This window comes from Streptomyces sp. NPDC030799 (assembly GCF_055572255.1).
Genome location: NZ_JBVIDS010000013.1, coordinates 281,056 through 303,170 on the forward strand (window position 1 = coordinate 281,056; position 22,115 = coordinate 303,170).

Here is a 22,115-nt window from a genome sequence, read left to right on the forward strand (position 1 = left end):
CCGCCCCCTCGAACCCGGGTCGAGGATGCGCCGGGGCCTCAGCCGGCCGCGGAGGAGGACACCGCGTCCAGTTCCGGGTCCGCCGAGAGGATCGACTGGTGCAGGCGCTGCAGCCGGGGCGACGGCTCCAGGCCGAGCTCCTCGACGAGCGAGCCGCGCAGCCGCTGGTACGCCTCCAGGGCCCGCCATGCGTTGTTGCAGCGGTGCAGCGCGGTCATCAGATGGGCGCAGAAGTTCTCGTGCATGGGGTGCTTGGCCACCAGGACGCGCAGCTCGGGCACGAGCTCGGCATGGCGTCCGAGGTGCAGGTCGGCCTCGATGCGCCGCTCCAGCGCCGCCATCCGGTCCTCTTCGAGCCGCAGGGACTCCAGTTCGAGTACACCGCCCACGCGTACGTCCACGAGGGCGGGTCCCTGCCACAGGGCGAGGGCCTTGCGCAGCAGTTCGGCCGCGGTCCGGTGGTCGCCGGCCTCGTGGGCGTCACGGCCGGAGGCACACAGCTGCTCGAACTCCTGGACGTCGATCTGCCCCGGCTGTACTTCGAGCAGGTAGCCCCCGTGCTGGGTGACGAGGATGTCCTTGGGCTGCCGGACCGGGTCGCCGTCCAGGGCGGCCGCGATCCTGCGGCGCAGCTGGAGGATGTAGGTCTGCAGCGTGGTGGCGGCGCTGCGGGGTATGTGCTCGCCCCAGATCTCCTCCATCAGCGTCGGTACGGTGACGACGCGTCCGGTCTGCAGGGCGAGAAGAGCGAGAATCTGCCGTGGCTTGGCGGCGGTCGGCACCACCGAGACGCCGTTCAGTTCGGCCGTGAGTCGACCCAGTACCTTGATGTCCATGTGATCACTCTCCCGTCTCGCACGGGCGGAGCCCGCCCCCGTATCGCGCGGGCTGTGCCGTCGGCGGCGGACGACGGCCGCTGCCTCCCGAGCATGACTAGAGCCTGGCAGCAGCCGGGTTCCAGCCCCAGTGCGCAGGTCACGAAGAGACCTATGAAAATGTCATGCCGCGATGGTGACGACCGCACTGTGCGTTCTTGAACAGCGCCCCCCAGAATTCGGTCAGGCGGGACCCGCCGAACGAATTCACGATTCGCAGCGTCTCTCACCACTCATGACTCTGGAGGGCTCCATGAGCGCGTTGACCATGCCCGCCCCGGCCCGTTCGGCCGGAACGACCTCCCAGGACCACCGCATCGCACTGCTGACGGCGCGTGCGGGACTCGAACCGGAGCTCGCCGCACGTTATCTCACCGACCCGGTGTCGGTCCTCGCGGAGTTCGGAGTGGTGGCGGCGGAGCCGGTGTATCTGTCCGGCGCCACCGGGGAAACGTTTGTGCTGGAGGACCTGGACCGGATGGACACGTCCATCAGTTACGACAGCATCTGGTGCAACCAGCAGGGCCCGATCGTCGGCTCCCTGCCCCTCGCATGAACAGAGCCGCCCTGCCCTCCGCGGCACCCCAGGTGGGCTTCAAGCCCCACCTGCGCGTCGAGGTCGTCGGCGGAGAGGCCGTGTATCTGCTGTCCGAGCGCGGTACGACCGCCCTGCACGGTCCGGACGTGGAGATTCTCGCGCCGCTGCTGGACGGGACCCGGACCCTGGAGGCCGTTCTCCAGGAGGCCGCGGCCGTGGTGGACGTCGCCGCTGCGGGCCGGACGATCGCCGCGCTCGCCCAGGCCCAGCTCATCGGATATCGCGCTCCGTCGGCGGACGCCGCGGCCGAAGCGTACTGGGAACTCGCGGGCCTGAGCGGCGCGGGCGCCCAGGCGGCGCTGCACGGCACGCCGGTGCACCTCCTGGTGCTGGGCCGCACGGACCCCGGGCCCGTCCGCGAGGAGTGCCTCGCCTCCGGTCTCACCCTGGCCGACGACGACGCGTCCGCCGCGTTCACGCTGGTCGTGTGCGAGGACTACCTGGACCCGGCGCTGGCCGGCGTGGACGCGCGGCACCGGGCCGCGGGCCGGCCCTGGCTGCTGGCCAAGCCGTGCGGCGTCGAGGCCTGGGTCGGCCCGGTGTTCGGGGTCGCCGGCCGGGCCTGCTGGTCGTGCCTGGCGCACCGGCTGCGCGGGCACCGCGCCACGCAGGCGCCGGTGCAGCGGGTACTCGGGCTGCCCGGTCCGGTGGCGCTTCCGCGGGCCTTTCTGGCGTCCGTCCGGGCACTGGGGCTGCAGAGCGCCGTTCTGGAGACGATGAAGTGGGTCGCCGGGATGCGCTACGCCGAACAGGCCGACCTGTGTACCGTCGACACCCACACCCTGCGTACCCGCCACCACACGGTGACCCGGCGCCCGCAGTGCCCCGAGTGCGGCGACCCCGCTCTGGTGGCGGCGGGCGTACAGCGCCCGGTGTGCTTCGTCTCCCGCCCGAAGTCGGCCACGGCCGGCGGCGGTCACCGGGCGCTGCCGCCCGAGAGCGTGCTCACCCGCTACCGGCACCTCGTCGACCCGCTCACCGGTGTGGTCCCCGAGCTGCGGCCCGCCCCCGGCACTCCCAAGGGCCTCAACCACTATGTCTCCGGCCGCAACCCCGCGCTGCGCGCCGACTCGCTCGCCGCCCTGCGGCACGGACTGCGCAGTCACAGCGGCGGCAAGGGGATCACACCGCTGGAGGCCGAGGTCGGCGCGCTGTGCGAGGCGGTCGAACGCTACAGCGCGACCCGCCAGGGGGACGAACCGGTCGTGGTCGACACCCTCGCCGGGCTCGGTGAGAGCGCGCTGCACCCCAACGCCTGCCAGTTGTACGCGGACCGGCAGTTCGCCGAGCGGGAGCGACACAACCGCACGGCCGCCGGGTTCCAGCAGGTCCCGCCGCCCTTCGACCCGCATGCTCCCACCGAATGGACGCCCGTGTGGTCGGTGACCGCGGGCACCCACCGGCTGCTGCCCACCTCGATGCTCTACTTCGGGCCCGCACCCGGCGGACGGCTGTCGGCGCCGTGGGCGGACTCCAACGGCAACGCGGCCGGCAGCAGCCTGGAGGACGCGGCGCTCCAGGGATTCCTCGAAGTGGTCGAGCGGGACGCAGTGGCCCTGTGGTGGTACAACCGCACCCGGCAGCCCGCCGTCGACCTGGACGCCTTCGACGAGCCCTGGCTCGGTGAGATCCGCGCGGCGTACGCCGGGCTGCGCCGCGATCTGTGGGTGCTGGACCTCACCGCGGACTTCGGCATCCCCGTCATGGCCGCCGTCTCCTGCCGCAACGACAGAACGGCCCAGCGCATCTGCTTCGGGTTCGGCGCCCATCTCGACCCGCGTACGGCACTGCGCCGCGCGGTGACCGAGATGGCGCAGCTGCTCCCGCCTTCGGACGTGGAAGCGGAGGCGGACGGCGGGTTCGCCTCCCTCCATCCGGAACTGGCCTCCTGGTGGTCGGGGGCGACCACCCGGAATCAGCCATATCTCCTGCCGGACCCGGCCGAGTCGCCCCGCACACCCGATAGTTATGTGTATAAGCCACGAAATGACCTGCTGGGCGACCTCACAGCGGTTCAGAGGCTGGTGGAGGAGCGCGGCATGGAACTGCTCGTCCTCGATCAGACTCGGCCTGACGTGCGGCTTCCCGTGGTGAAAGTGATCGTTCCCGGAATGCGTCCCTTCTGGGGCAGGTACGCGCCCGGCCGGCTCTTCGACACCCCCGTGGCGCTCGGCCGCCTTCCGCGCGCGACGCATTACGACGACCTCAACCCGATTCCGTTGTTCGTGTAAATCCGGTTGAGGTCAGCCATCGGTGGCCCGTTCCTACGGTGAGCCATACCATGCGTTGCGCCATGTCTCCCGGGCGAGGAGGTCACGATGCCGGAAACTTCCCGGAGAACGGAAGGTACCGAGGGTGCCGCGAGTTCCCCGCCGGCATCGAGCCGCCTGGCCATGGCTCCCCGCCTCGCCCGCACGATCGTGCAGCTCGTGCTCATCTGCTATTGCTCAGTCGTCGTCATCAACGTGCTCAGCACAGGAGGGGCCAGTACGCCCAGGCTGGCGGTCTGCGTCACCGGCGTCGTGCTGGAGTTCGGCGTACAGTCCGTCCTCGCCTCGCCCGCCGCCCGCACCTGGCCCCTGCGGCGGCGGCTGGCCACGCTGGGGGTGCAGGCAGTCCTGACCTATCTGCCCGTCGCCTGGTTCGGGCTCGACTGGGGCAGCATGCAGGGGCCGCTCGCCGCGACCGTCCTGCTCACCCTGCCCAGCCGCGTCGGCTGGCCGATGTTCGGAGCGGTCGTGGTCGGCGCCCCGATGTTCCCCCTGGTGAAGGGTTCGAGCCCGCTGTACTGCAGCTATGTCCTCATCTCCGTCATCCTGGCGGGTCTCGTGATCTACGGCCTGACCCGGCTGAACGACCTGGTGTGGGAACTCAACGAAACCCGGGGACAGTTGACACGCATGGCCGTGACCCAAGAACGCCTCCGCTTCGCCCGCGACCTGCACGACCTGCTCGGGTACAGCCTCTCCACCATCACGCTCAAGGGCGAGCTCGTCAGCCGGCTGATCCCGGTCCGGCCGGAGCAGGCCGCCGAGGAGACCACGTCCATGCTCCTCGTCGCCCGCCAGGCCCTCGCCGATGTGCGCCTCGTCTCCCGCGGCTACCGGGACATGTCACTGTGCGACGAGGCGGAGTCGGCGGCGAAGGTCCTGGAGTCGGCCGAGGTGCAGGTCGAGACCGATGTGCGAGTCGAGCGGCTGCACCCGGTGGTCGACACGGTCCTCGCGACCACGTTGCGGGAGGGAGTCACCAACATCCTCCGGCACAGCAAGGCCGAGGTATGTAACATCAGTGCAACCAGCGGGACGGAAACGGTTTTCCTCACACTGATCAACGACGGGGTCACGAACGGGCCGGAGCCTGGCACGCATTCCGGGGGTGGAAGCGGTCTGGGCAATCTCCGCACGCGGCTCACCGAGATCGGCGGGGAGCTGACGGCCGGCGTCGACGAGGACGGCCTGTTCCGCCTCGTGGCACGGGCACCGCTCCAGCCACGCCAGGGCGAGGCCGGGACGACCACGGTCGCCGCCACTCCCGACCAGGGGAGAGCCACGGCCTGACCAGACGAGACACCGCTACCTGGGGGAGGTAACAGGTGCTGTCCATCAACATCCTTCTCGCCGAGGATGTGCACATGATTCGCGGTGCTCTCGTCGCACTGCTGGAACTCGAACCCGATCTGCGGGTCGTCGCCTCCGTGGAACGGGGCGACACGATCGTCAGCACCGCGCTCGAAGTCCGGCCCGACGTCGCGGTGATCGACGTCGACCTGCCGGGGATGGACGGTCTGACGGCCGCCGCCGAACTGCACGAACAGCTCCCCAGCTGCCGCGCCCTGATCCTGACCAGCCTGGGCAAGCCCGGCACCCTGCGCCGCGCCATGTCGGCGCATGTCTCCGGCTTCCTCCTGAAGGACTCCCCTCCGGACCAGCTCGCCTCCGCCGTGCGCTCGGTGGCGCGCGGCGGACGTGTCGTGGACCCCCAACTCGCGCTGACCGCCTGGGACTACCCGGACAATCCGCTGTCCCGCCGGGAGATGGAGGTACTACGGCTGGCGGCCCGCGGGGCCGACGCCGCCGAGATCGCCGGCTGCCTGTATCTCACCAAGGGCACCGTCCGCAACTACCTCACCTCGATCGTGGGCAAGCTCGGCGCCCGCAACCGGGTCGACGCCATCCGCATCGCCGAGGAGGCCGGCTGGATCCCCTGAGCGGGCCGGGCCGGGCCCGGCTCCGAGCAGCGCGTCCAGCAGCCCCTCGTCCAGCGTCGTACCCACCGACACGTCCGCCAGCTCGCCGAACCCGCTGTCGAAGACGGCCACGCTCACCACATGGCGGTCGCCGACGGCGAAGGTGGCGAACGTCCAGCCGTCGTCGTCGGTGGCCGTGCCGTCGGGGCGGACCAGACGGGCACCGGACGCGCCGTGCAGCGCGAAGCCGAACTCGGTGAAACGGAACCTGAGGCCCTGGCCGAGCGCCTTGCTGTAGGCCTCCTTCAGGGTCCACAGCCGCACCATGGTGTCGTTGCGGGCACGGTCGCCGCCCCGGTCGAGACGGTGTTTCTCGAAGGGCGTGCAGGCCTGCGCCTCGGACCCGGTGTACGCGAGCCGGCGGTCGGCGCGTTCCACGTCGACCCCGATCCGGCCCCGGCGGGTGACGCCGACGACCATCGTCTCGTCGGTGTGGCTGAGGCTGATGTCGATCTGGTCCAGGCCCCGCACATAGGGCCGGCCGCCCGGCAGATACGCCACGTCCACCAGGTGCGGCAGCGTCTGCACGGCCGCCGCGGCGGTGTACCGCAGAAACAGCCGGGAAGCGAGGAAGCGCTCCCGCATGCCGGGCCTGCCGAGCTTCTCGTACCGGACCCAGTCACGGCCGAGGAGCAGCCGCAGGTCCGCCGCGCCGGCGTCCGGCTGCCAGCCCGGCATCCTGCCGTACACCAGGACGCTGCCGGTGCGCACGAGTTCCTCGTGCACCCGCTCCCAGGCGCTGTCCGGTCCCGGCGCGGACAGCGGCCGGCCGATCGTCGTCACCGGCTCACGCCCCTGCCAGCGCCGCCGCCAGCGGTCCCGCGTCGAGCGCCGAGATCACCCCGGCCAGGTCCACCGCGTCGCTCTCCGGCCCGCGGCACACCGCCAGGCAGGCCGGTCCCCCGCTGCCGCCCATGCGGCGCAGGAACGGCGTGAGCACCACCCGCGGCCCGATCTCCACCACATGGGTGGGGGTCTGCTGGGCGAGCATCGCCCGCGCGGCGTCGGCGAAGCGGACGGGGGAGGTGATCTGCTCGCTCCAGTACGGCCCGTAGAGCGGTTCGGTGGTCAGCCGGCCGTACAGCGTGGAGTAGAACGGCACCCGGGCGGCGCCGCCCGCGACCCGGCGGGCCACGGCGTCGAACTTCGGCACCATGGGCGCCATCAGCGGCGAGTGGAAGGGGTGGGTCACCGTCAGATGGCGGCAGGCGATGCCCCGGCTCTCCAGCTGTCCCTGGATGCGCTCCAGCCCCGCCCGGTCGCCGGAGAGCACGGTGGCCTTGGCGGCGTTGATCGCGCTGATGCCGACGCCGGGCTCGGACGCGACCAGCTCGGCCGCCTCGAACGGGGCCGCGCAGGTGGCCATCATGCCGCCGTCGGAGGGCAGGTACTGCATGAAGGCGCCGCGCAGCGCGACCAGCCTGGCGGCGTCGGGCAGCGACAGCGCCCCCGCGACGGCGGCCGCCGCGAACTCCCCGATGCCGTGGCCCAGCACGGCGACCGGCATCACGCCCTCCTCCCGCAGGGTCTGCGCGAGGGCGTACTCCACGGCGAACAGCGCGGGCTGGGTGAACGCGGTCTGGTGGATGCGCGGATCGTTGCCGAGGATCAGCTCCACCACGGACGTTCCGGTGTACGGCAGCAACTCGGCGGCGGCCTGGTCGAGATGGGCGCGGTAACCGGTGCAGTTCCAGTACAGGCCGGAGGTCATGCCGGGGTGCTGGGAGCCCTGGCCGGTGAACACGAAGGCCGCCCGGACCAGGCCGCCGCCCGCCGGACGCGGGTCGTGCTGGGCCATGTACCGGGCCAGCTCGCGCACGGTGGGATGTGTCTCGATGTCGGTGGGGTCGATCACCGGGCCGAACTCCTCCTCGATGTCGCCGTACAGGCTGAGCGCGGTCACCGAGTCGAAACCGCCGTACTCATGGAACGGAACGTTCTCGTCCACCGGCACGCCCAGGTAGTGGGTGAGCCGCTCCGTGAGCCATTCGCGCTGGGCCGCGCCGAAGGAGTCGTCGTGTGCGTCGTCGTGCTGGGGTTCGGGCATGGTCGGTGCTCCATCTCGGGCTCGGGTGGGGTGACCTCCGCCGGCGGATCACGCCAGCGCGGAACCGTACAGGTCGTAGCTGCGGCGGCCGTGCAGGCGGGCCAGTGCCTCCGCAAGTACGCGCTGTTCACCGGCGGCGGGCCGGTCGGGCAGGGGCAGGCCGAGCCGGCGGCCGAGGCGGTGGAGCACCGCGGACGGCCATGCCGGGTCGGCCAGGAACGCGTCGGTGCCGTCCCGCGCCTGCTCGCGCCAGATCCCCAGGCAGCACGCCGCCGCCAGCACCAGGGTGTAGCGGTCGGCGAGCGCGAAGGTGTGCGGGCTCGCCAGCGCCGTACGGTCACCGGGGTCGATCTCGGCGAACGCCTTGGTCAGATCGCGCAGTTCACCGGTGAAGGCCTGTGCCAGGGCGCGCAGCAGGGGCCGGTCCTCGCGTCCCGGCGCGGTGGGCCCGGCGGACTCCAGCCAGTCGGTGCAGGCGACGAGGGTGGCGGCCAGCGGGTCACCGTCGCCGAGCAGGGAAAGAAGCGGCAGGTCGAGCGGCGGCAGGTCCTCGTGGGGCCGGAACAGCGCGGCGGGCGCCTGGTCCTCGGCGAACCAGCAGTGCCGGGCGAAGTGCGGCAGCTGCGGCAGGATGCTGACCTGGCGGCCCGCGCTGCCGGCGTGGCCCAGCGAGGTGACGGGCAGGTCGCGCAGCTGCTTCTGGAACATCCCGTAGGTCCCGCTCACGGCGAAGCTCTCCTCGCCGAGCACCGCCGCCATCTCGTCCATCGTCTCGGCGGCCAGCCGGGGCGCGAGATAGGCCGCCGACGCCGCGTACGCGCTCATCTGCCGCGGCAGCAGATGCAGCGACCGGGTGGCGACCAGGGCGAGGCAGTCGATGAGCAGCAGGTCGAGGAAGGCACCGGTGAGCACGTCGCGCACATGCCGTACGTCGAGTGAGGAACGGCCGTCGTCGCGGCGCCGGGTGGCGAAGGCGGCCACGGTGCGCAGGGCGGTGTCGACGCCGGCGAGGACGATCGACGGGATGAGGCCGCGGATCAGCAGGGAGGACCGCAGGGAGAGCTGGTAGCCGTCGCCGTCCGCGCCGAGCACCGCGCCGGCGGGGACCACACAGCCGGTGAAGGAGAGACCGCCGAACTGCGCGCCGCGCATGCCGGTGGTGGTGTGCCGTTCCAGGTCGGTGATCTGCCCGGCGGGCAGCGCGGCCCGGTCGATCAGCAGCACCGCGTGGCTGCGCCCGCCCGCGGCGTCGGAGGTGCGGACGAAGACCACGAGGCCGCGGGAGCGTGCCGCGTTGGCGATGGCGGTCTTGCTGCCGCTGATGCGCAGGCCGCCGTCCGTGGCCTCGGCCCGCAGCTCGTCGCGTACGAAGTCGTTGCCGTGCGCGACCTCGTGCCGGGCGACGGCGACGCGTTCGCCGTCGAGCAGCAGCCGCGCGACCAGGGCGCGCTGCTCGGCGTCACCCGCGATCCACACCGGCACGGCGGCGAAGAAGCAGCTCAGGCCGTAGCCGAAGCCGAGCGAGGCGTCCCTGCGGAAGACCGGCCGCAGGATCCGCCCGAGTACGTCCATCCGCCGCAGCCTGCCGCCGAGTTCGGCGGGCACGAACTCGGCGTTGAGGCCGAAGGCGTCCAGGATCCGCTCGGCGCCCGGCGGCGCGGTGCCCTGCGCGTCCGCGGCGACCAGGCTCTCGCCGCCCAGCGGGTTCGCCGGGTCGTCGAGCGGCCCGAAGGCGCGCTCCAAGGCGTCGATGCGTTCCTGCACATCGTGTTGTGTCGTCATCGGCGTCCCCTCTGCTTCCGGGGCGGCGGCTGCCGCACGAGCCGCTGCACCTCGGGGTCGAGCCACTGGTGCAGGGCGGTGAGTTCCCCGTTGAGGAACAGGCGGCGCATCGCGGCCCGCTCCAGCTTGCCGCTGGTGGTGCGGCGCACGGTGCCGGGCCGCACCAGGAGCACACCGCCGGCCCGCACGTCGTACTGGGCGGTCAGGGCGCTCTGCACCGATCCGGCGAGCTCGGCGAAGTCGACGCCGTAGCGGCTGCGGCCCCGCAACTCCTGCACGACGACGACACGTTCGCGCTCGCCGGGCACCCCGAAGGCGGCCGTCGCACCGAACAGGGCGCTGACCTCGCGTATCGAGCGCTCCAGGTCCTGCGGGTACAGATTGCGGCCCGCCACCACGATCACGTCCTTGATGCGCCCGGTCACATGGAGCCGTCCGTCGACGAGGGCGCCGAGGTCCCCGGTGCGCAGATAACCGCTGCCGCCGTTCCTGATCCGGCCGCCGAAGACGTCGGCGGTCTCGGCGGGCCGTGACCAGTAGCCGCGGGCGACGGCGGCGCCGCGCACCCAGATCTCCCCGACGTGTCCCTCGGCGACCTCCTCGCAGCTGTCCGGGTCGACGATGCGCAGCTCGACGGAGGCGGGGCGGCCGCAGGACACGGTCTCGCGCTCGGGGCCGCCGGCGGTGAGCGAGGTGGGCAGAGCGCACCCGTCGAACGCGGAGGCGTCCCGGTCCCCGGCGACGAGCAGGGTCGCCTCGGCGAGGCCGTAGCAGGGCACGAGCGCGTCGGGGCGCAGGCCCGCGGGCGCGAAGCGTTCGGCGAAGGCGCGCATGGTGGCCGCGGTCACCGGCTCGCCGCCGTTGACGGCGATCCGCCAGCCCGACAGGTCCAGGCCGGCGAGCTGGCTGTCGTTGATCCTGCGTACGCACAGGTCGTACGCGAAGTCGGGGGCCCCGCTGACCGTGAGGCCGTACCGCGAGATGGTCTCCAGCCAGTGCGCCGGGCGCTTGACGAACGCGACCGGGGACAGCAGCACGGCGGTGCCGCCCAGCCACAGCGCGTGCAGCAGCTGGCCGACCAGGCCCATGTCGTGGTGGAGCGGCAGCCAGCCGCCGATCCGGCTGCCCGGCGTGGTGCCGAGCGCCGCGCTGATCGCCTCGTGGCCCGCGAGCAGCGCCCGGTGTGTGATGACGACACCGCGCGGCTCCCGGGTGGAGCCCGACGTGTACTGGAGGAACGCCGGGTCGTCGGGGTCCCGGCGGGCCGGCTGCCACGGCTCGTCCGAGGGGCGGTGGGCCTGCGGGGCCGGGTGGCCGGTGTCGGTCGGGATGCAGGTGAGGGAGCCGTGGCCGGTGCGGGCCAGCAGCTGGGTCACCTCGGGGGCCTCGGCGAGCGAGGTCAGCACACAGCTCGCGGCGGCGTCCTTGACGATGCCCGCGATGCGCTCGTCGTGCCGGGCCGAGCCGCCGGGCGGCGCGGCCGGGACCGCGACCACGCCCGCGTACAGGCAGGCGAGGAAGCTGATGCCGAACTGGGCCCGGGAGCGGTGCAGGATCAGGGCGCGCTCGCCGGGGCCGGCGTGGGCGGCGAGCCGGGCGGCGAGTGCGCGGGCCGCACGGTCGAGCCCGGCGTAGGTGTGCGTCTCGGGCCGCAGCGCACCGTCCTTCTCGGTGAGCAGGATCAGCGCGGGGCGGGCCGGTGACTCGGCGGCCCTCTCGCGCACGATGTCGGTGAATGTCCGTGCCGGCTGGTCGCTCAACGCCTCCCCCTTCGCTGTCTGCACCCTCGGCTCCCTCATCGACGGGGCCAGGACACCGCCGGGCCCGGACCGCCGCCCTTGACCCGCCAGTCCGCGAACACCGTGCCCGGCAGGTCCTCGGGCTCCTGTGCGCGGCGCGCCAGGGCGATCAGCACGGCGGTGACCGCGGCGAGTTCGGCCGCGTCGGGCCGGCCTCGCACCACGGTGATACGGGTGTCGTTCGCCATGGGGACAGCGTGCACCCGCCCCCTAGAGAGGTCCTCGTGCCGCGGACGCAGCAGAGCCGAGGACCGGCGGCCCTCGGCTCGTCTCCCGCTGGATCACGGGCGGTCCCCTGCGGGGTGTCATTCGATGGTGCGCTCGTACGCCACGTGCTGCGTGCGCTGTACGTCGAGCCGGGCGAAGCGGCCGAGGTCCTCGCGGGCGCTCTTGAACACGGCGCTCTCCAGTCCCTGGTCCATGGCGTCGGTGTCGCGCCACCACAGGACGCCCGTGTAGACGGCCGGCCGGAGGATGGAGCGCAGCAGATCACTGCCGCCGAAGCCGTCCGACTCGCCGAGCTTGCCGGCGAGTTCACCGAAGTCGCGTTCGAAGGCCCGCCAGTCCCCGGTGACCTGGGCGCGCAGCAGCAGCACGCTGTGGGTGCCGGGCTCGGCGGCGTCGCGCAGTACCCGGCCGGTGCTGACGGCCTGGTCCGCCTCCGTCTCGACGAGCGGTTCGAGCCGCTCGACGTGGCCGAGGAACGTCTCGTCGTGCACGGTGTCGAGGAAGCCGCGCAGGGTGCGCCAGTGGCCGAGGTGCACATAGACGTGCGGCAGATCCACCAGCCGCACCGTCACCAGGAACGAGAAGTCCTCTCGTCTGCGCAGGAACTGGGAGTGCTCGCGGAACAGCCGCTCGAACTTCTTGGTGTCGCCCTTGACCTCGAACGTGTTGATGACGGTGACAGGGCCGGCGATCTCACGTCCCGGCATGCACTTCCTCCGCGAACTTCTTGGCGTGGCGCAAAGTGGTGGAGCTGTTGGTGCCCAGGGCCTTGCGGACCAGGGCCCTGGCCTCGGCGAGCGTGGCCTGCGGGCCGAGCGTGCTGCTCACCCCTGCGGGGTCGAGCACGACCGTGTGCCAGGAGGTGACGGTGAGGGTGCCGTCGTCGTCGCCGCTCGGCTCGATGGTCCAGCGGCCGGTGTGCACCCGCATCGCGACCGGTACCCGCAGCTGCTTGTAGACGATCTGCCTGCGGTCCTCGAAGCAGACCCGCACCGAGGTGGTGTTGTGCAGGGAGCCGTCCGGGCTGCGGGTGTCCATGTCGATGTGCTGGATGCCCGGCTCGTCCTCGGTGAGGCCGAGCCGGGCCACGTGCGGCAGCCGCTCGGGCCAGCGGTCGGCGCGGTCGAGGAAGGCGTAGACGTCGCCGGCCGCGCCCGCGACGGTCACCGAGTCACTGAACGTGAACTGCAGCTCCGCGCCGGCGTCGCCGAGTTCGGCCGCGTTCTTGAGCGCGGCGAGCTCGGCGACGCTGTTGCGGTCGACGGCGCGCTCGATCAGCTCCTCGGCGGCCGGGTCGCCGCCGATGGCCCGGTAGTCGTGCAGCAGCACCACGCGCGTCGTGCCGTCGTCGACGGGCTCGATGCGCCAGGTGCCGCCCATGGCGGCGACGGGGGCCGCCGGGACGGTCTGCCGGAAGGTGATGACGCGGGCGGCGGGGTCGAGGGTGCGGCGCGAGGTCCACGTGCGTACCTGCTCGTTGGCGATGGCCCAGATGCGCAGGACCTGGTGGTGCGTGTCTTGGGTGTCCTCCTCTTCGAGAACCTCGACGTGGACCGTCGGCCCGAACACCTGGGGCCACGCGCCGACATCGGCCACCAGCGCGTAGACGGCGTCCGGGGACGCGGCCACGGTGATGGTGTGCTCGGTGACGTGCAGCTCCCCGGCCAGGGGCTGTCCGGCCGCTGTCTCGCTCGTAACGATCGTCGCCACGGCGGTGTCCTTCCTCGGTTCGCGCCGTACGGGACGGCGATCAGCAGATTGACACAGGTGCCCTAGAGCCCGCCTTGATCCCCGGTGGAAACCGGCCGGGCCGAGGGCGGGGCGAAGGGCCTCTCAGGGGGCCCAGGCGGGCCGTTCGGTGATCTCCAGCACGGCGCAGCCCCAGCTGTAGCCCGCGCCGACACCGATCAGGACGCAGCGGTCACCGGGCCGTGCCCGGCCGGAGACCAGCAGGTGGTCGAGGCCGGCGAACTGGTCGCCCGCGCCGAGATGGCCGACGGTTCTGCTGAACTCCCAGGCGGTGCGCTCCGGTTCGATGCCGAAGGGCTTGTAGTAGATGGCCTGCAGCCGGCGGCGCCCGAAGTGCGGCAGCACCACCCAGGAGGCGTCGCCGAGTTCCATGCCGGCGTCGGCGAGGGCCTGTTTGACCACCGTCTGCTGGCCGTTGTTGGCCCGTGTGATGGCGAACGACATCCCGACCCTGCCGACGAAGGCGCGCTTGGCCTCCTCGAAGTCCACGGGGATGCGGTTGCTGAACGGGGCCGGGGTGAACGGCTCGTCGCCGCGGTGCATCGGCTCCAGCTGCGGGTCGGCGTGCACCGCGAGCGAGACCAGCCGGGCGAAGCCGCCGCGCCGGGACAGGACGAGGGCGGTGGCGCCGTCCGCGTAGGGGGTACCGGGGTCGGTGCGCCAGCGGTCGATGCCGGGCTCGCAGAACCGGTCGGCGGTGGTGAGCAGTGCATCGCCGTGGCCGTGGCCGGCGGTGAGGTAGGCGGTGGCGAGGTCGAGGGCGGCCAGTCCGCCGTTGGACATCTGCCGGATCTCCAGCGCCGGGCAGTGGTTGCCGAGCGCCTCGCGCTGCACGTACGAGGCGACCGGCCACAGGTCCTGCCCCTGGTGGTACGTGTCCGCGTGCAGCAGCAGGTCCACGTCGCCGGGTCCGCTGCCGGCCCGCCGCAGCGCGTCCCGCGCGGCGCGGGCCGCCATCTCGGCGGCGGACTCGTCGGGCGAGTACGCCACCGACACCACCCCGGTGGTCGCGGCGAGCCCCGCCGGGCAGGAACCCGCGGCCACCGCGTCGTCGATGCTCAGCGAGGCCGGGAGACGTACGGAGGTCGCCCGCAGGTAGATCTCTTCCACGCGCACAGCCGCTCCTGGGAGTTCGAAGGTGTCAGCCGGCCGGCGCGGCCACCAGGCCGGGGGCGGTGGTGCCCCCGGGCCGGCCCGGGCCGCCGGACAGGACGTGGTGGAGGCCGTCGAGCAGGGCGCGCAGGGCCGCTGCCGTGGCGTGGGTGTCCACACCGACGGTGCCCCAGTCGCGCTCTCCGTCCTGGAAGGTCAGCAGCACCCGCACCAGGGGCGGCTGCCCGCTGTCCCCCGCCAGCTCCCGTGTCCGGTGCTCCCGGAGCCGCAGCCGGGCCGCCTCGGGGAAGAACGGGTCGAGTGCCCGGTGCAGGGCGTCGTCGAGGGCGTGCACGGGCTCGCGGCCCCGGCCGGTGGCGGTCAGCGGCGCCCCGTCGGAGCGCAGCCGCACCGTGGCCGTGGCGCCCGCGCCGTCCGAGCCGAGACGGACCTGCCACGACTCGACGTCGAAGGGCGGCCGGCCGGGCTGCTCGCCCAGTTCCTCGCGCAGCAGCAGCGCGAAGGAGGCGTCGGCGGACTCGAAGGTGTAGCCGCGGCTCTCCAGTTCCTTGACCCGGGCCGCGGCCCGGCCCACCGCGGCGGAGTCCGCGTCCACCTCGTAGCCCAGTTCGCGGGCCTTGAGTACGACGGAGGAGCGGCCGCCCATGTCGGAGACCAGCACCCGCATGGCGTTGCCGACGCGGGCCGGGTCGATGTGCTGGTACAGGGCGGGGTCGACGCGCAGCGCCGAGGCGTGCAGTCCCGCCTTGTGCGTGAAGGCGGCGGAGCCGACGTACGGGGCCGCGGGGGCGCCGGGCAGCCCGGTGACCGCGGCGACGGCCCGGCCGGTCGGCTCCAGGTCCGCGAGGCGTTCGAGGGGGATCACCTTGCGGTCCCGCTTGAGGACGAGGTTGGCGATGACGGTGAGCAGGTCGGCGTTGCCGCAGCGTTCGCCGTAGCCGTGCACGGTGCCCTGGGCGTGGTCGGCGCCCGCGTCGACGGCCGCCATGGTGTTGGCGACGGCGCAGCCGGTGTCGTCGTGGCAGTGGATGCCCACGGCGGCGCCGGTCATGGCGATGGTGTCGGCGACGACGGCCTTGACCTCCTCGGGCAGCGAGCCGCCGTTGGTGTCGCACAGCACCACGGTCTCCGCGCCGGCCTCGGCGGCCGTGCGGACCACTTCGAGGGCGTACTCGCGGTTGGCGACGTACCCGTCGAAGTAGTGCTCGGCGTCGAGGAACACGCGGCGGCCGGCGAGCACCAGGTGCTGCACGGTCGAGCGGATCATGGCGAGGTTCTCGGCGAGCGTGGTGCGCAGGGCCGCCTCGACGTGCCCGGTGTGGCTCTTGGCGACGAGGGTCACCACGGGCGTGTCCGCCTCCAGCAGGGCGCGTACCTGCGGGTCCTGGGAGACGGCGACGCCCGGCCTTCGGGTGGCGCCGAAAGCTGTCAACCGGGCTGTCCTCAGGTCGAGTTCGGTGCGCGCCCGCCGGAAGAACTCGGTGTCCTTCGGGATCGCGCCGGGCCAGCCGCCTTCGATGAAGCCCACGCCGAGGGCGTCCAGGCTGCGCGCAATGGCCAGCTTGTCGTCGACGGTCAGGGACAGCCCCTCCATCTGCGTTCCGTCGCGCAGGGTCGTGTCGTAGAGCTGGAAGCCGCGCTCCGCCATCGCCCCTCCTTCACTGAGGTCTTCCGGCTGGGGTTCCCACAGATTCCGGGCACTGCCTCGAAGCCGCCCTGAGCCGGGCTCGAACCCGTCCGCGCACGTCACGGTGTGCGTCACGGGAGATCGGCCCGAGCGCGGCTGAAGCGGGGCGCGGGCGCGGCGGGACCGCTGCCGCGCGCCCGGTGGTGGGGGTGGGCGGCGGCTTCCTCGACGCTGAGCACGGGTGTCACGCACGCCTCCGTCTCCTCGAAGAGACGGGCCCATGCGTCCCGGTCACGGGTGCCGAAGCGGTGCGCGAACACCCGTCTGAGCGTGGGCCAGTTGACGGGGTCGCCGCGGTCGGGCAGACAGTCGGGGTCGAGTCCGAGGCCGTCGAGCAGCGCCCGGTAGAAGCGGTCCTCCAACGCCCCTACGGCGACGTATCCGCCGTCCGCGCACGCGTAGCAGGAGTAGAAGGGGGCGCCGCCGTCGAGCAGGTTGACGCCGCGCTCGTGGGTCCACTGGCCCGCGTCGGCCATCGCGGTGAGCATGCCGAGCATGGCGCCCGCGCCGTCCACGATCGCCGCGTCCACGATCTGCCCGCGGCCCGAGGCCTGCCGTTCGTACAGCGCGGCCAGCACTCCGGCGACCAGGAACATGGCGCCACCCGCGAAGTCGCCGAGCAGGTTGACCGGGGGCACCGGGGGGCCGCCGCGCTCGCCGATGGCGTACAACGCACCGGTCAGGGCGAGGTAGTTGATGTCGTGCCCGGGTGCCTTGGCGAGCGGTCCGTGCTGGCCCCAGCCGGTCATCCGGCCGTAGACCAGACGCGGGTTGCGCCCGATGCAGACGTCGGGCCCGATGCCGAGGCGTTCGGCGACGCCCGGCCGGAATCCCTCCACCAGGACGTCGGAGCGCTCCACCTGGCGCAGCAGCCAGCCCACGTCCTCGGGGTCCTTGAGGTCGAGCTCCATCGTGCGGCGCCCGCGGTCCAGCTCGCCGTGCCAGTCCGCGAACGAGCGGGCTCCGTCGGCCCGGTCGACCCGCATCACGTCGGCGCCCAGGTCCGCGAAGATCATGCAGGCGAACGGGGCGGGCCCGATCGCGGCGAGCTCCACGACCCGCAGGCCGTGCAGGGGTCCAGTGCCTGTCTCCATGAGCGGCTCCCCATCGTCCCCATCGTCGACGTCAACGGCACCGGCACGCTGCAAGCGGCACCTGGAGCCCGGCCGCAGCGCCCCTCGCGCCGCGCTCGGGCCGATCCGGCACCCGTCTCCCGCGGCGGTCCCTTCGACCTGCGCTCAAGTCGCCGCGCCTAGCCTCCGCGGGACACGTCACGAGACCGGCACGGCCTACGCGATCCGGGAGGACCATCGATGAGCAGGGACGTCACGCCGTTCCGCGTGACCTTCGACGAGGCGGATCTGGAGGACCTGCGCGGCCGCCTCGCCCGCACCCGCTGGCCCGAGGCGCAGACGGTGGACGACTGGTCCCAGGGCGTGCCCCTGGCGTATCTGCAGGAGCTCGCCGCGTACTGGAGGACGGCGTACGACTGGTGGCCCACGCAGGCGCGGCTGAACGCGTTGCCGCAGTTCCGCACCGAGATCGACGGCCTCGGCATCCACTTCCTGCATGTGCGCTCCCCGCACCCGCAGGCGCTGCCGCTGCTCGTCAGCCATGGCTGGCCCGGCTCGGTCGTCGAGTTCCTCGACCTGATCCGGCCCCTGACCCACCCCGACGACCCGGCCGACGCCTTCCATGTGGTGGCGCCCTCCCTGCCCGGCTTCGCCTTCAGCGACAAGCCGGACGCCACCGGCTGGACGGTGGAGCGCACGGCCGCCGCCTGGGCGGAGCTGATGGCCCGGCTCGGCTACGAGCGGTACGCGGCACACGGCGTCGACTGGGGTTCGTTCCTGACCGGCGTGCTCGGCGAGACCGACGGTGCGCATCTGGCCGGCATCCATCTCGCGATGCCGTTCGCACGGCCGCCGCAGCACGACGTGGCCCTGGACGAGCGGGACCTGGCCGGGCTCGCCGCGCTCAAGGAGTTCCAGCAGAACGAGGGCGGCTACTCGGCGATCCAGGCGACCCGGCCGCAGACCCTCGGCTACGGGCTCGTCGACTCTCCCGTCGCCCAGCTGGCCTGGATGGTCGAGAAGTACTGGGCGTGGACCGACCACGACGGTGACCTGGAGAAGGTCGTCCCGCGCGACCGGCTGCTCGACGCCGTGACGCTGGCGTGGCTGTGCGGCACCGGCGCCTCCTCGGCCCGCATCTACTGGGAGAGCCACAACAGGATGGCCCTCGCCCCCGTCCCCGTACCGGCCGCGCTGGCCGTCTTCCCCAAGGACGCCCGGATGCCCCGCGCCTGGTGCGCGGCCCGCTTCACGGATCTGCGCCGCTGGACGGACCACGACCGCGGCGGGCACTTCCCGGCTCTGGAGCAGCCGGAGCTGCTGGTGGACGAACTGCGCTCGTTCTTCGGGCCGTTGCGCTGAGCGCACCCACGGACCGGCCGAGCAACGCTCCAGCCGAAGCCGACCCGGGACGCCGATGGTGGGCCGGAGACCGGCCGGCTCACGATGCGCCGACCGACGGTGCGCCGACCGGCGTGCGCCCGACGATGCGCCAACCGACGATGGGGAGGAAAGCGATGGGAAAGTTCGACGGCAAGGTGGTGCTGGTCACAGGTGCGGCCCGGGGACAGGGCCGCTCCCACGCCGTCAGGTTCGCCCGCGAGGGAGCCGACGTGGCCGTCCTCGACGTCGCGGCGCAGGTCGGCTCCGTGCCGTACGCCATGCCGGGCGCCGACGACCTGGACGAGACCGTGAAGCTGGTGGAGAACCTCGGCCGCAGGTGTGTCTCCGGCAGGGTCGACGTGCGGGACGCGGAGCGGCTCGGCAGCTTCGTCGCGCAGGTCGAGGAGGAGCTGGGCGGTGTCGACTTCCTGCTCGCCAACGCCGGGGTCTTCTCCTTCTCCACGATCGCCGAGATGCCGGACCAGACCTGGCGCGACATGGTCGACGTGAACCTGACGGGCGCGTTCCATTCCATCCGTGCCGTGCTGCCCGGCATGATCGCGCGGGGCCGGGGCCGGATCGTCGCGACGTCGTCGATGGCCGGCAAGATGGGCATGGCGAACGTCGGACACTACGCGGCGACCAAGTGGGGGCTGATCGGGCTGGTCAAGTCGGTGGCCACGGAGGTCGGCCAGTACGGGATCACCGCCAACGTGGTGTGCACGGGCGCGGTCGACACCCCGATGATCAACAACCCGAGTTCCCTCAAGCTGTTCCTGCCGCACCTGGACAATCCCAGCCGGGAAGAGGTCGTGCAGGCGTTCAGCCAGTTCAACACCATCCCGAAGGCCTGGGCTGAGTGCGAGGACATCTCGAACACGATGGTGTTCCTGTGCTCCGAGGAAGCCCGCTTCATCACCGGCGAGACGATCGCCGTCGCGCTGGGCCAGAACGCCTCGAACGCGACCTGAGCGGCCTCCTCGGCGCTACCGTCGCTCCCGCTGAGCACGCGCGCCGGCGGCTCCCTCGCGGGAACCGCCGGCGCGCCGGTGCTTCCGGGCCCGTCACGCGGCCACTTCGACGCTGGAGTGGTCGCCGACGACGAGCCTGCCGCAGCGGGCGAACCCCGTCGAGCTGACGGTGGCGTCCCGGCCGATGACCGACGCCCGCACCCCGCCGACCCGCCGGAGCGTCGCGCCGTCCAGCAGGATCGAGTTGCGTACGTCGGCCGTGTCGAGCACGCAGCCCCCGCCGACCGCCGTGTGCGGGCCGACGACGCTGTCCCTGACGACCGCGCCGGCACCGATGATCACGGGGCCGGTGAGGCGGGACCGGATGACGCGTGCGCCCTCCTCGATCACCACGGGGCCCTCCAGTTCGCTCGCCCCGTCCACCTCACCGCGCAGCGACGGCGCCAGGCGGTCCAGGAGTTCCCGGTTGCACTCCAGTACGTCCTCGATCCGTCCGGTGTCCTTCCAGAAGCCGGAGTAGACCCGGGCCCGCACGTCCGCGCCCCGGTCCACCATCCACTGCAGGGCGTCCGTGATCTCCAGCTCTCCCCTGGCGCTCGGGGTGATCGCGGCCACCGCCTCGTGCACCGCGGCCGTGAAGAAGTACACGCCGATCACCGCCAGATCGGTGCGCGGCCGGGACGGCTTCTCGGTGAGCACCAGCACCCGGCCGTCCTCGTCCACCTCGGCCACGCCGAACTCCCGGGGGTCCGGGACCTTGTGCACCACGATCTGGGCGCTCGGGCGCCTGGTGCGGAACGCGTCGGCGATGTCCTGCACCCCGTCGGCGAGCATGTTGTCACCGAGGTACATGACGAAGTCGTCGTCGCCCAGGAACTCTCTGGCGACGAGGATGCAGTGGGCCAGGCCGCGCGGCTCGTCCTGCCGGACATAGGTGATCCGCACACCCAGCGAGCTGCCGTCACCGAGGGCCGAGGCGATCTCGTCGCCCCGGTCGCCGACCACCACGCCGATGTCGACGACACCCATGTCCTTCAGGCTGGTCACGACATGGGCGAGGACCGGCCGGCCCGCGACCGGGATCAGCTGTTTGGGCATGGAGTGGCTGAACGGACGCAGTCTGCTGCCCAGCCCTCCGGACAGCACCAGTGCCTTCATGGGGAGTCCTCCGTCGCGGTGTCACCGGCCGCCGTGCGGGCGGCCGTCGGCCCCTCACGTGCCGGCGCAGAATGCGGCCGTCAGGTCGCGGCACGCTCAACCCCCGCTGGTGCTCGGCCGGGTTTCGAGCCGACGCCGAGGCCCACGCCCCCATACTGGGGCGGACATCGCCCGCCCCCGATCCGAGGACATCAGATGGCCACCCGGACCACACGCAGCGGCCCCCCGCAGCAGGGCGCCCACCCCGACGTCCCCGTCCTGAGCGACGCCGCCCTGAACCGGGCACTGCTGGCCCGCCAGCTGCTGCTGCGGCGCCACCGGATGGGCGTGGCCGAAGCGGTGACCCACCTGGTGGGTATGCAGGCGCAGGCGCCCAACCCGCCGTACATCGGCCTGTGGTCCCGCCTGGCGGACTTCTCGACCACGCACCTGGCCCGGGCGGTCGAGGACCGCTTGGTGGTGCGCCTCGCCGTCATGCGCGCCACCGTCCATCTGGTCACCGCCGCCGACTGCCTGGAGCTGCGTCCGCTGACCCAGCCCGCTCTCGACCGCAATCTGCGGGCCAGTGGCTCGGGCGCGCACGTGGCGGGCGTGCCTCGGCAGGCGCTGGCGGACGCGGCCCGTGCCGCGCTGGCGGCACGCCCTCTCACCACCGGCGAACTGGGCACGGCGCTGCAGGAGCGGTGGCCGGACATCGAGGCGGGGCACCTGGCGTACGCGGCGCGGGCCCTGCTGCCCCTGGTGCAGGTGCCGCCCCGGGGCATCTGGGGCGTCGGCGGCCAGACCCGCTATGCGACCGCCGAGTCCTGGCTCGGTGAGCCGCTCGCCGCCCGGCCGTCCGCGCCGGACATGGTGCTGCGCTACCTGGCGGCCTTCGGCCCCGCGACGGTCAAGGACATCCAGACCTGGTCGGGCCTGACCCGGCTGCGTACGGTGCTCGACGGGCTGCGTCCGCGCCTGCGCACGGCCCGCGACCCGCGCGGCAACGAGCTCTTCGACGTCCCCGGGGCTCCGCTGCCCGCCGCCGGCACCCCCGTGCCGGTGCGTTTCCTGCCGGAGTTCGACAACATCCTGCTGTCGCACGCCGACCGGAGCCGGATCATCTCGCCCGAGGACCGTGCCCGGATCTTCACGCGCAACGGCATCGTCCGCGCCACGATCCTGGTCGACGGCTTCGTCCGCGGCACCTGGCGGATCCACCGCGAGGACGGCGCGGCCACCCTGCTGATCGAGCCGTTCGCCGCGCTCACCGGCGCGGACCGCGCCGCGCTGGCCGAGGAGGGCGCACGGCTCCTCGCGTTCGCCGCGGCCGACGCGGACGGCCACCGGGTGGACTTCACCGCGCCGGTTCTGTAGCGGCGCTCCAGAGCGCGTCCAGGCTTCGGTCCCACCGTGTGAGCTCC

18 protein-coding genes and 1 pseudogene are annotated in these 22,115 nt (G+C 72.7%); 7 read left to right on the forward strand and 12 right to left on the reverse strand.

Annotation, left to right across the window (positions count from 1 at the left end; all coding sequences use genetic code 11):
* Positions 1-38 precede the first annotated feature (38 nt).
* On the reverse strand, positions 39-836 hold the full coding sequence (locus tag ACZ41I_RS30775; protein WP_363215304.1) for an AfsR/SARP family transcriptional regulator: 798 nt from the start codon (positions 834-836) through the stop codon (positions 39-41).
* A 292-nt stretch (positions 837-1,128) separates the two neighbouring features.
* On the opposite strand from ACZ41I_RS30775, the gene ACZ41I_RS30780 reads away from it, so the two are divergent.
* From ACZ41I_RS30780 to ACZ41I_RS30795, 4 genes are all read left to right on the forward strand, one after another.
* On the forward strand, positions 1,129-1,431 hold the full coding sequence (locus tag ACZ41I_RS30780; RefSeq protein ID WP_468515593.1) for a hypothetical protein: 303 nt from the start codon (positions 1,129-1,131) through the stop codon (positions 1,429-1,431).
* Positions 1,428-3,704, forward strand: a complete 2,277-nt coding sequence (locus ACZ41I_RS30785; protein ID WP_399776284.1) for a TOMM precursor leader peptide-binding protein — start codon at positions 1,428-1,430, stop codon at positions 3,702-3,704. The genes ACZ41I_RS30780 and ACZ41I_RS30785 overlap by 4 nt, the downstream gene beginning before the upstream one ends.
* A gap of 162 nt (positions 3,705-3,866) precedes the next feature.
* Positions 3,867-5,033 (forward strand): sensor histidine kinase, encoded by a 1,167-nt coding sequence (locus ACZ41I_RS30790; protein ID WP_468327232.1) that lies wholly within the window; start codon positions 3,867-3,869, stop codon positions 5,031-5,033.
* A gap of 38 nt (positions 5,034-5,071) precedes the next feature.
* The gene (locus ACZ41I_RS30795; protein WP_363215324.1) at positions 5,072-5,683 is read left to right on the forward strand and encodes a response regulator transcription factor; all 612 of its coding nucleotides are present in this window, start codon (positions 5,072-5,074) and stop codon (positions 5,681-5,683) included.
* Between the two features lie 192 nt (positions 5,684-5,875).
* On the opposite strand, the pseudogene ACZ41I_RS30800 reads toward ACZ41I_RS30795, so the two are convergent.
* From ACZ41I_RS30800 to ACZ41I_RS30845, 10 genes and pseudogenes are all read right to left on the reverse strand, one after another.
* Positions 5,876-6,400, reverse strand: a pseudogene (locus ACZ41I_RS30800) (4'-phosphopantetheinyl transferase family protein); the annotation flags it as partial.
* Positions 6,401-6,509: 109 nt separating this feature from the next.
* Positions 6,510-7,769: an acyltransferase domain-containing protein gene (locus tag ACZ41I_RS30805; protein ID WP_363215308.1), complete on the reverse strand. Its 1,260-nt coding sequence runs from the start codon at positions 7,767-7,769 to the stop codon at positions 6,510-6,512.
* A 48-nt stretch (positions 7,770-7,817) separates the two neighbouring features.
* Positions 7,818-9,551, reverse strand: a complete 1,734-nt coding sequence (locus ACZ41I_RS30810) for an acyl-CoA dehydrogenase family protein (protein WP_468515594.1) — start codon at positions 9,549-9,551, stop codon at positions 7,818-7,820.
* Positions 9,548-11,335 (reverse strand): fatty acyl-AMP ligase, encoded by a 1,788-nt coding sequence (locus ACZ41I_RS30815; protein WP_468515595.1) that lies wholly within the window; start codon positions 11,333-11,335, stop codon positions 9,548-9,550. The genes ACZ41I_RS30810 and ACZ41I_RS30815 overlap by 4 nt, the downstream gene beginning before the upstream one ends.
* Positions 11,336-11,346: 11 nt before the next feature.
* Complete coding sequence (locus tag ACZ41I_RS30820; protein WP_363215311.1) at positions 11,347-11,538, reverse strand: acyl-CoA carboxylase subunit epsilon; 192 nt, start codon at positions 11,536-11,538, stop codon at positions 11,347-11,349.
* Positions 11,539-11,655: 117 nt separating this feature from the next.
* A complete protein-coding gene (locus ACZ41I_RS30825) occupies positions 11,656-12,285 on the reverse strand; it encodes an antibiotic biosynthesis monooxygenase family protein (RefSeq protein WP_399776276.1) in 630 nt (209 codons plus the stop codon).
* Entirely contained in the window at positions 12,272-13,288 is a 1,017-nt protein-coding gene (locus ACZ41I_RS30830) for an aromatase/cyclase (RefSeq protein WP_399776274.1), read from the reverse strand. The genes ACZ41I_RS30825 and ACZ41I_RS30830 overlap by 14 nt, the downstream gene beginning before the upstream one ends.
* A 123-nt stretch (positions 13,289-13,411) precedes the next feature.
* On the reverse strand, positions 13,412-14,443 hold the full coding sequence (locus tag ACZ41I_RS30835) for a ketoacyl-ACP synthase III family protein (RefSeq protein ID WP_399776272.1): 1,032 nt from the start codon (positions 14,441-14,443) through the stop codon (positions 13,412-13,414).
* A 25-nt stretch (positions 14,444-14,468) separates the two neighbouring features.
* A complete protein-coding gene (cimA, locus tag ACZ41I_RS30840; RefSeq protein ID WP_399776270.1) occupies positions 14,469-16,088 on the reverse strand; it encodes a citramalate synthase in 1,620 nt (539 codons plus the stop codon).
* Positions 16,089-16,198: 110 nt separating this feature from the next.
* Positions 16,199-17,221 carry a CaiB/BaiF CoA transferase family protein gene (locus ACZ41I_RS30845; RefSeq protein ID WP_363215316.1) on the reverse strand — a complete coding sequence of 341 codons (1,023 nt, stop codon included), beginning with the start codon at positions 17,219-17,221 and terminating at the stop codon, positions 16,199-16,201.
* Between the two features lie 219 nt (positions 17,222-17,440).
* Here ACZ41I_RS30845 and ACZ41I_RS30850 point away from each other — a divergent pair, with 219 nt between their 5' ends.
* Together ACZ41I_RS30850 and ACZ41I_RS30855 are read left to right on the forward strand one after the other, a co-directional pair.
* Complete coding sequence (locus ACZ41I_RS30850; protein ID WP_468515596.1) at positions 17,441-18,562, forward strand: epoxide hydrolase family protein; 1,122 nt, start codon at positions 17,441-17,443, stop codon at positions 18,560-18,562.
* A gap of 155 nt (positions 18,563-18,717) precedes the next feature.
* On the forward strand, positions 18,718-19,554 hold the full coding sequence (locus tag ACZ41I_RS30855) for a mycofactocin-coupled SDR family oxidoreductase (RefSeq protein ID WP_363215318.1): 837 nt from the start codon (positions 18,718-18,720) through the stop codon (positions 19,552-19,554).
* Between the two features lie 93 nt (positions 19,555-19,647).
* On the opposite strand, the gene ACZ41I_RS30860 is transcribed toward ACZ41I_RS30855, so the two are convergent.
* Positions 19,648-20,712, reverse strand: a complete 1,065-nt coding sequence (locus ACZ41I_RS30860) for a glucose-1-phosphate thymidylyltransferase (RefSeq protein WP_468515597.1) — start codon at positions 20,710-20,712, stop codon at positions 19,648-19,650.
* 195 nt (positions 20,713-20,907) lie between these two features.
* On the opposite strand from ACZ41I_RS30860, the gene ACZ41I_RS30865 reads away from it, so the two are divergent.
* Positions 20,908-22,068, forward strand: a complete 1,161-nt coding sequence (locus ACZ41I_RS30865; protein WP_468515598.1) for a winged helix DNA-binding domain-containing protein — start codon at positions 20,908-20,910, stop codon at positions 22,066-22,068.
* Positions 22,069-22,115: the final 47 nt, after the last annotated feature.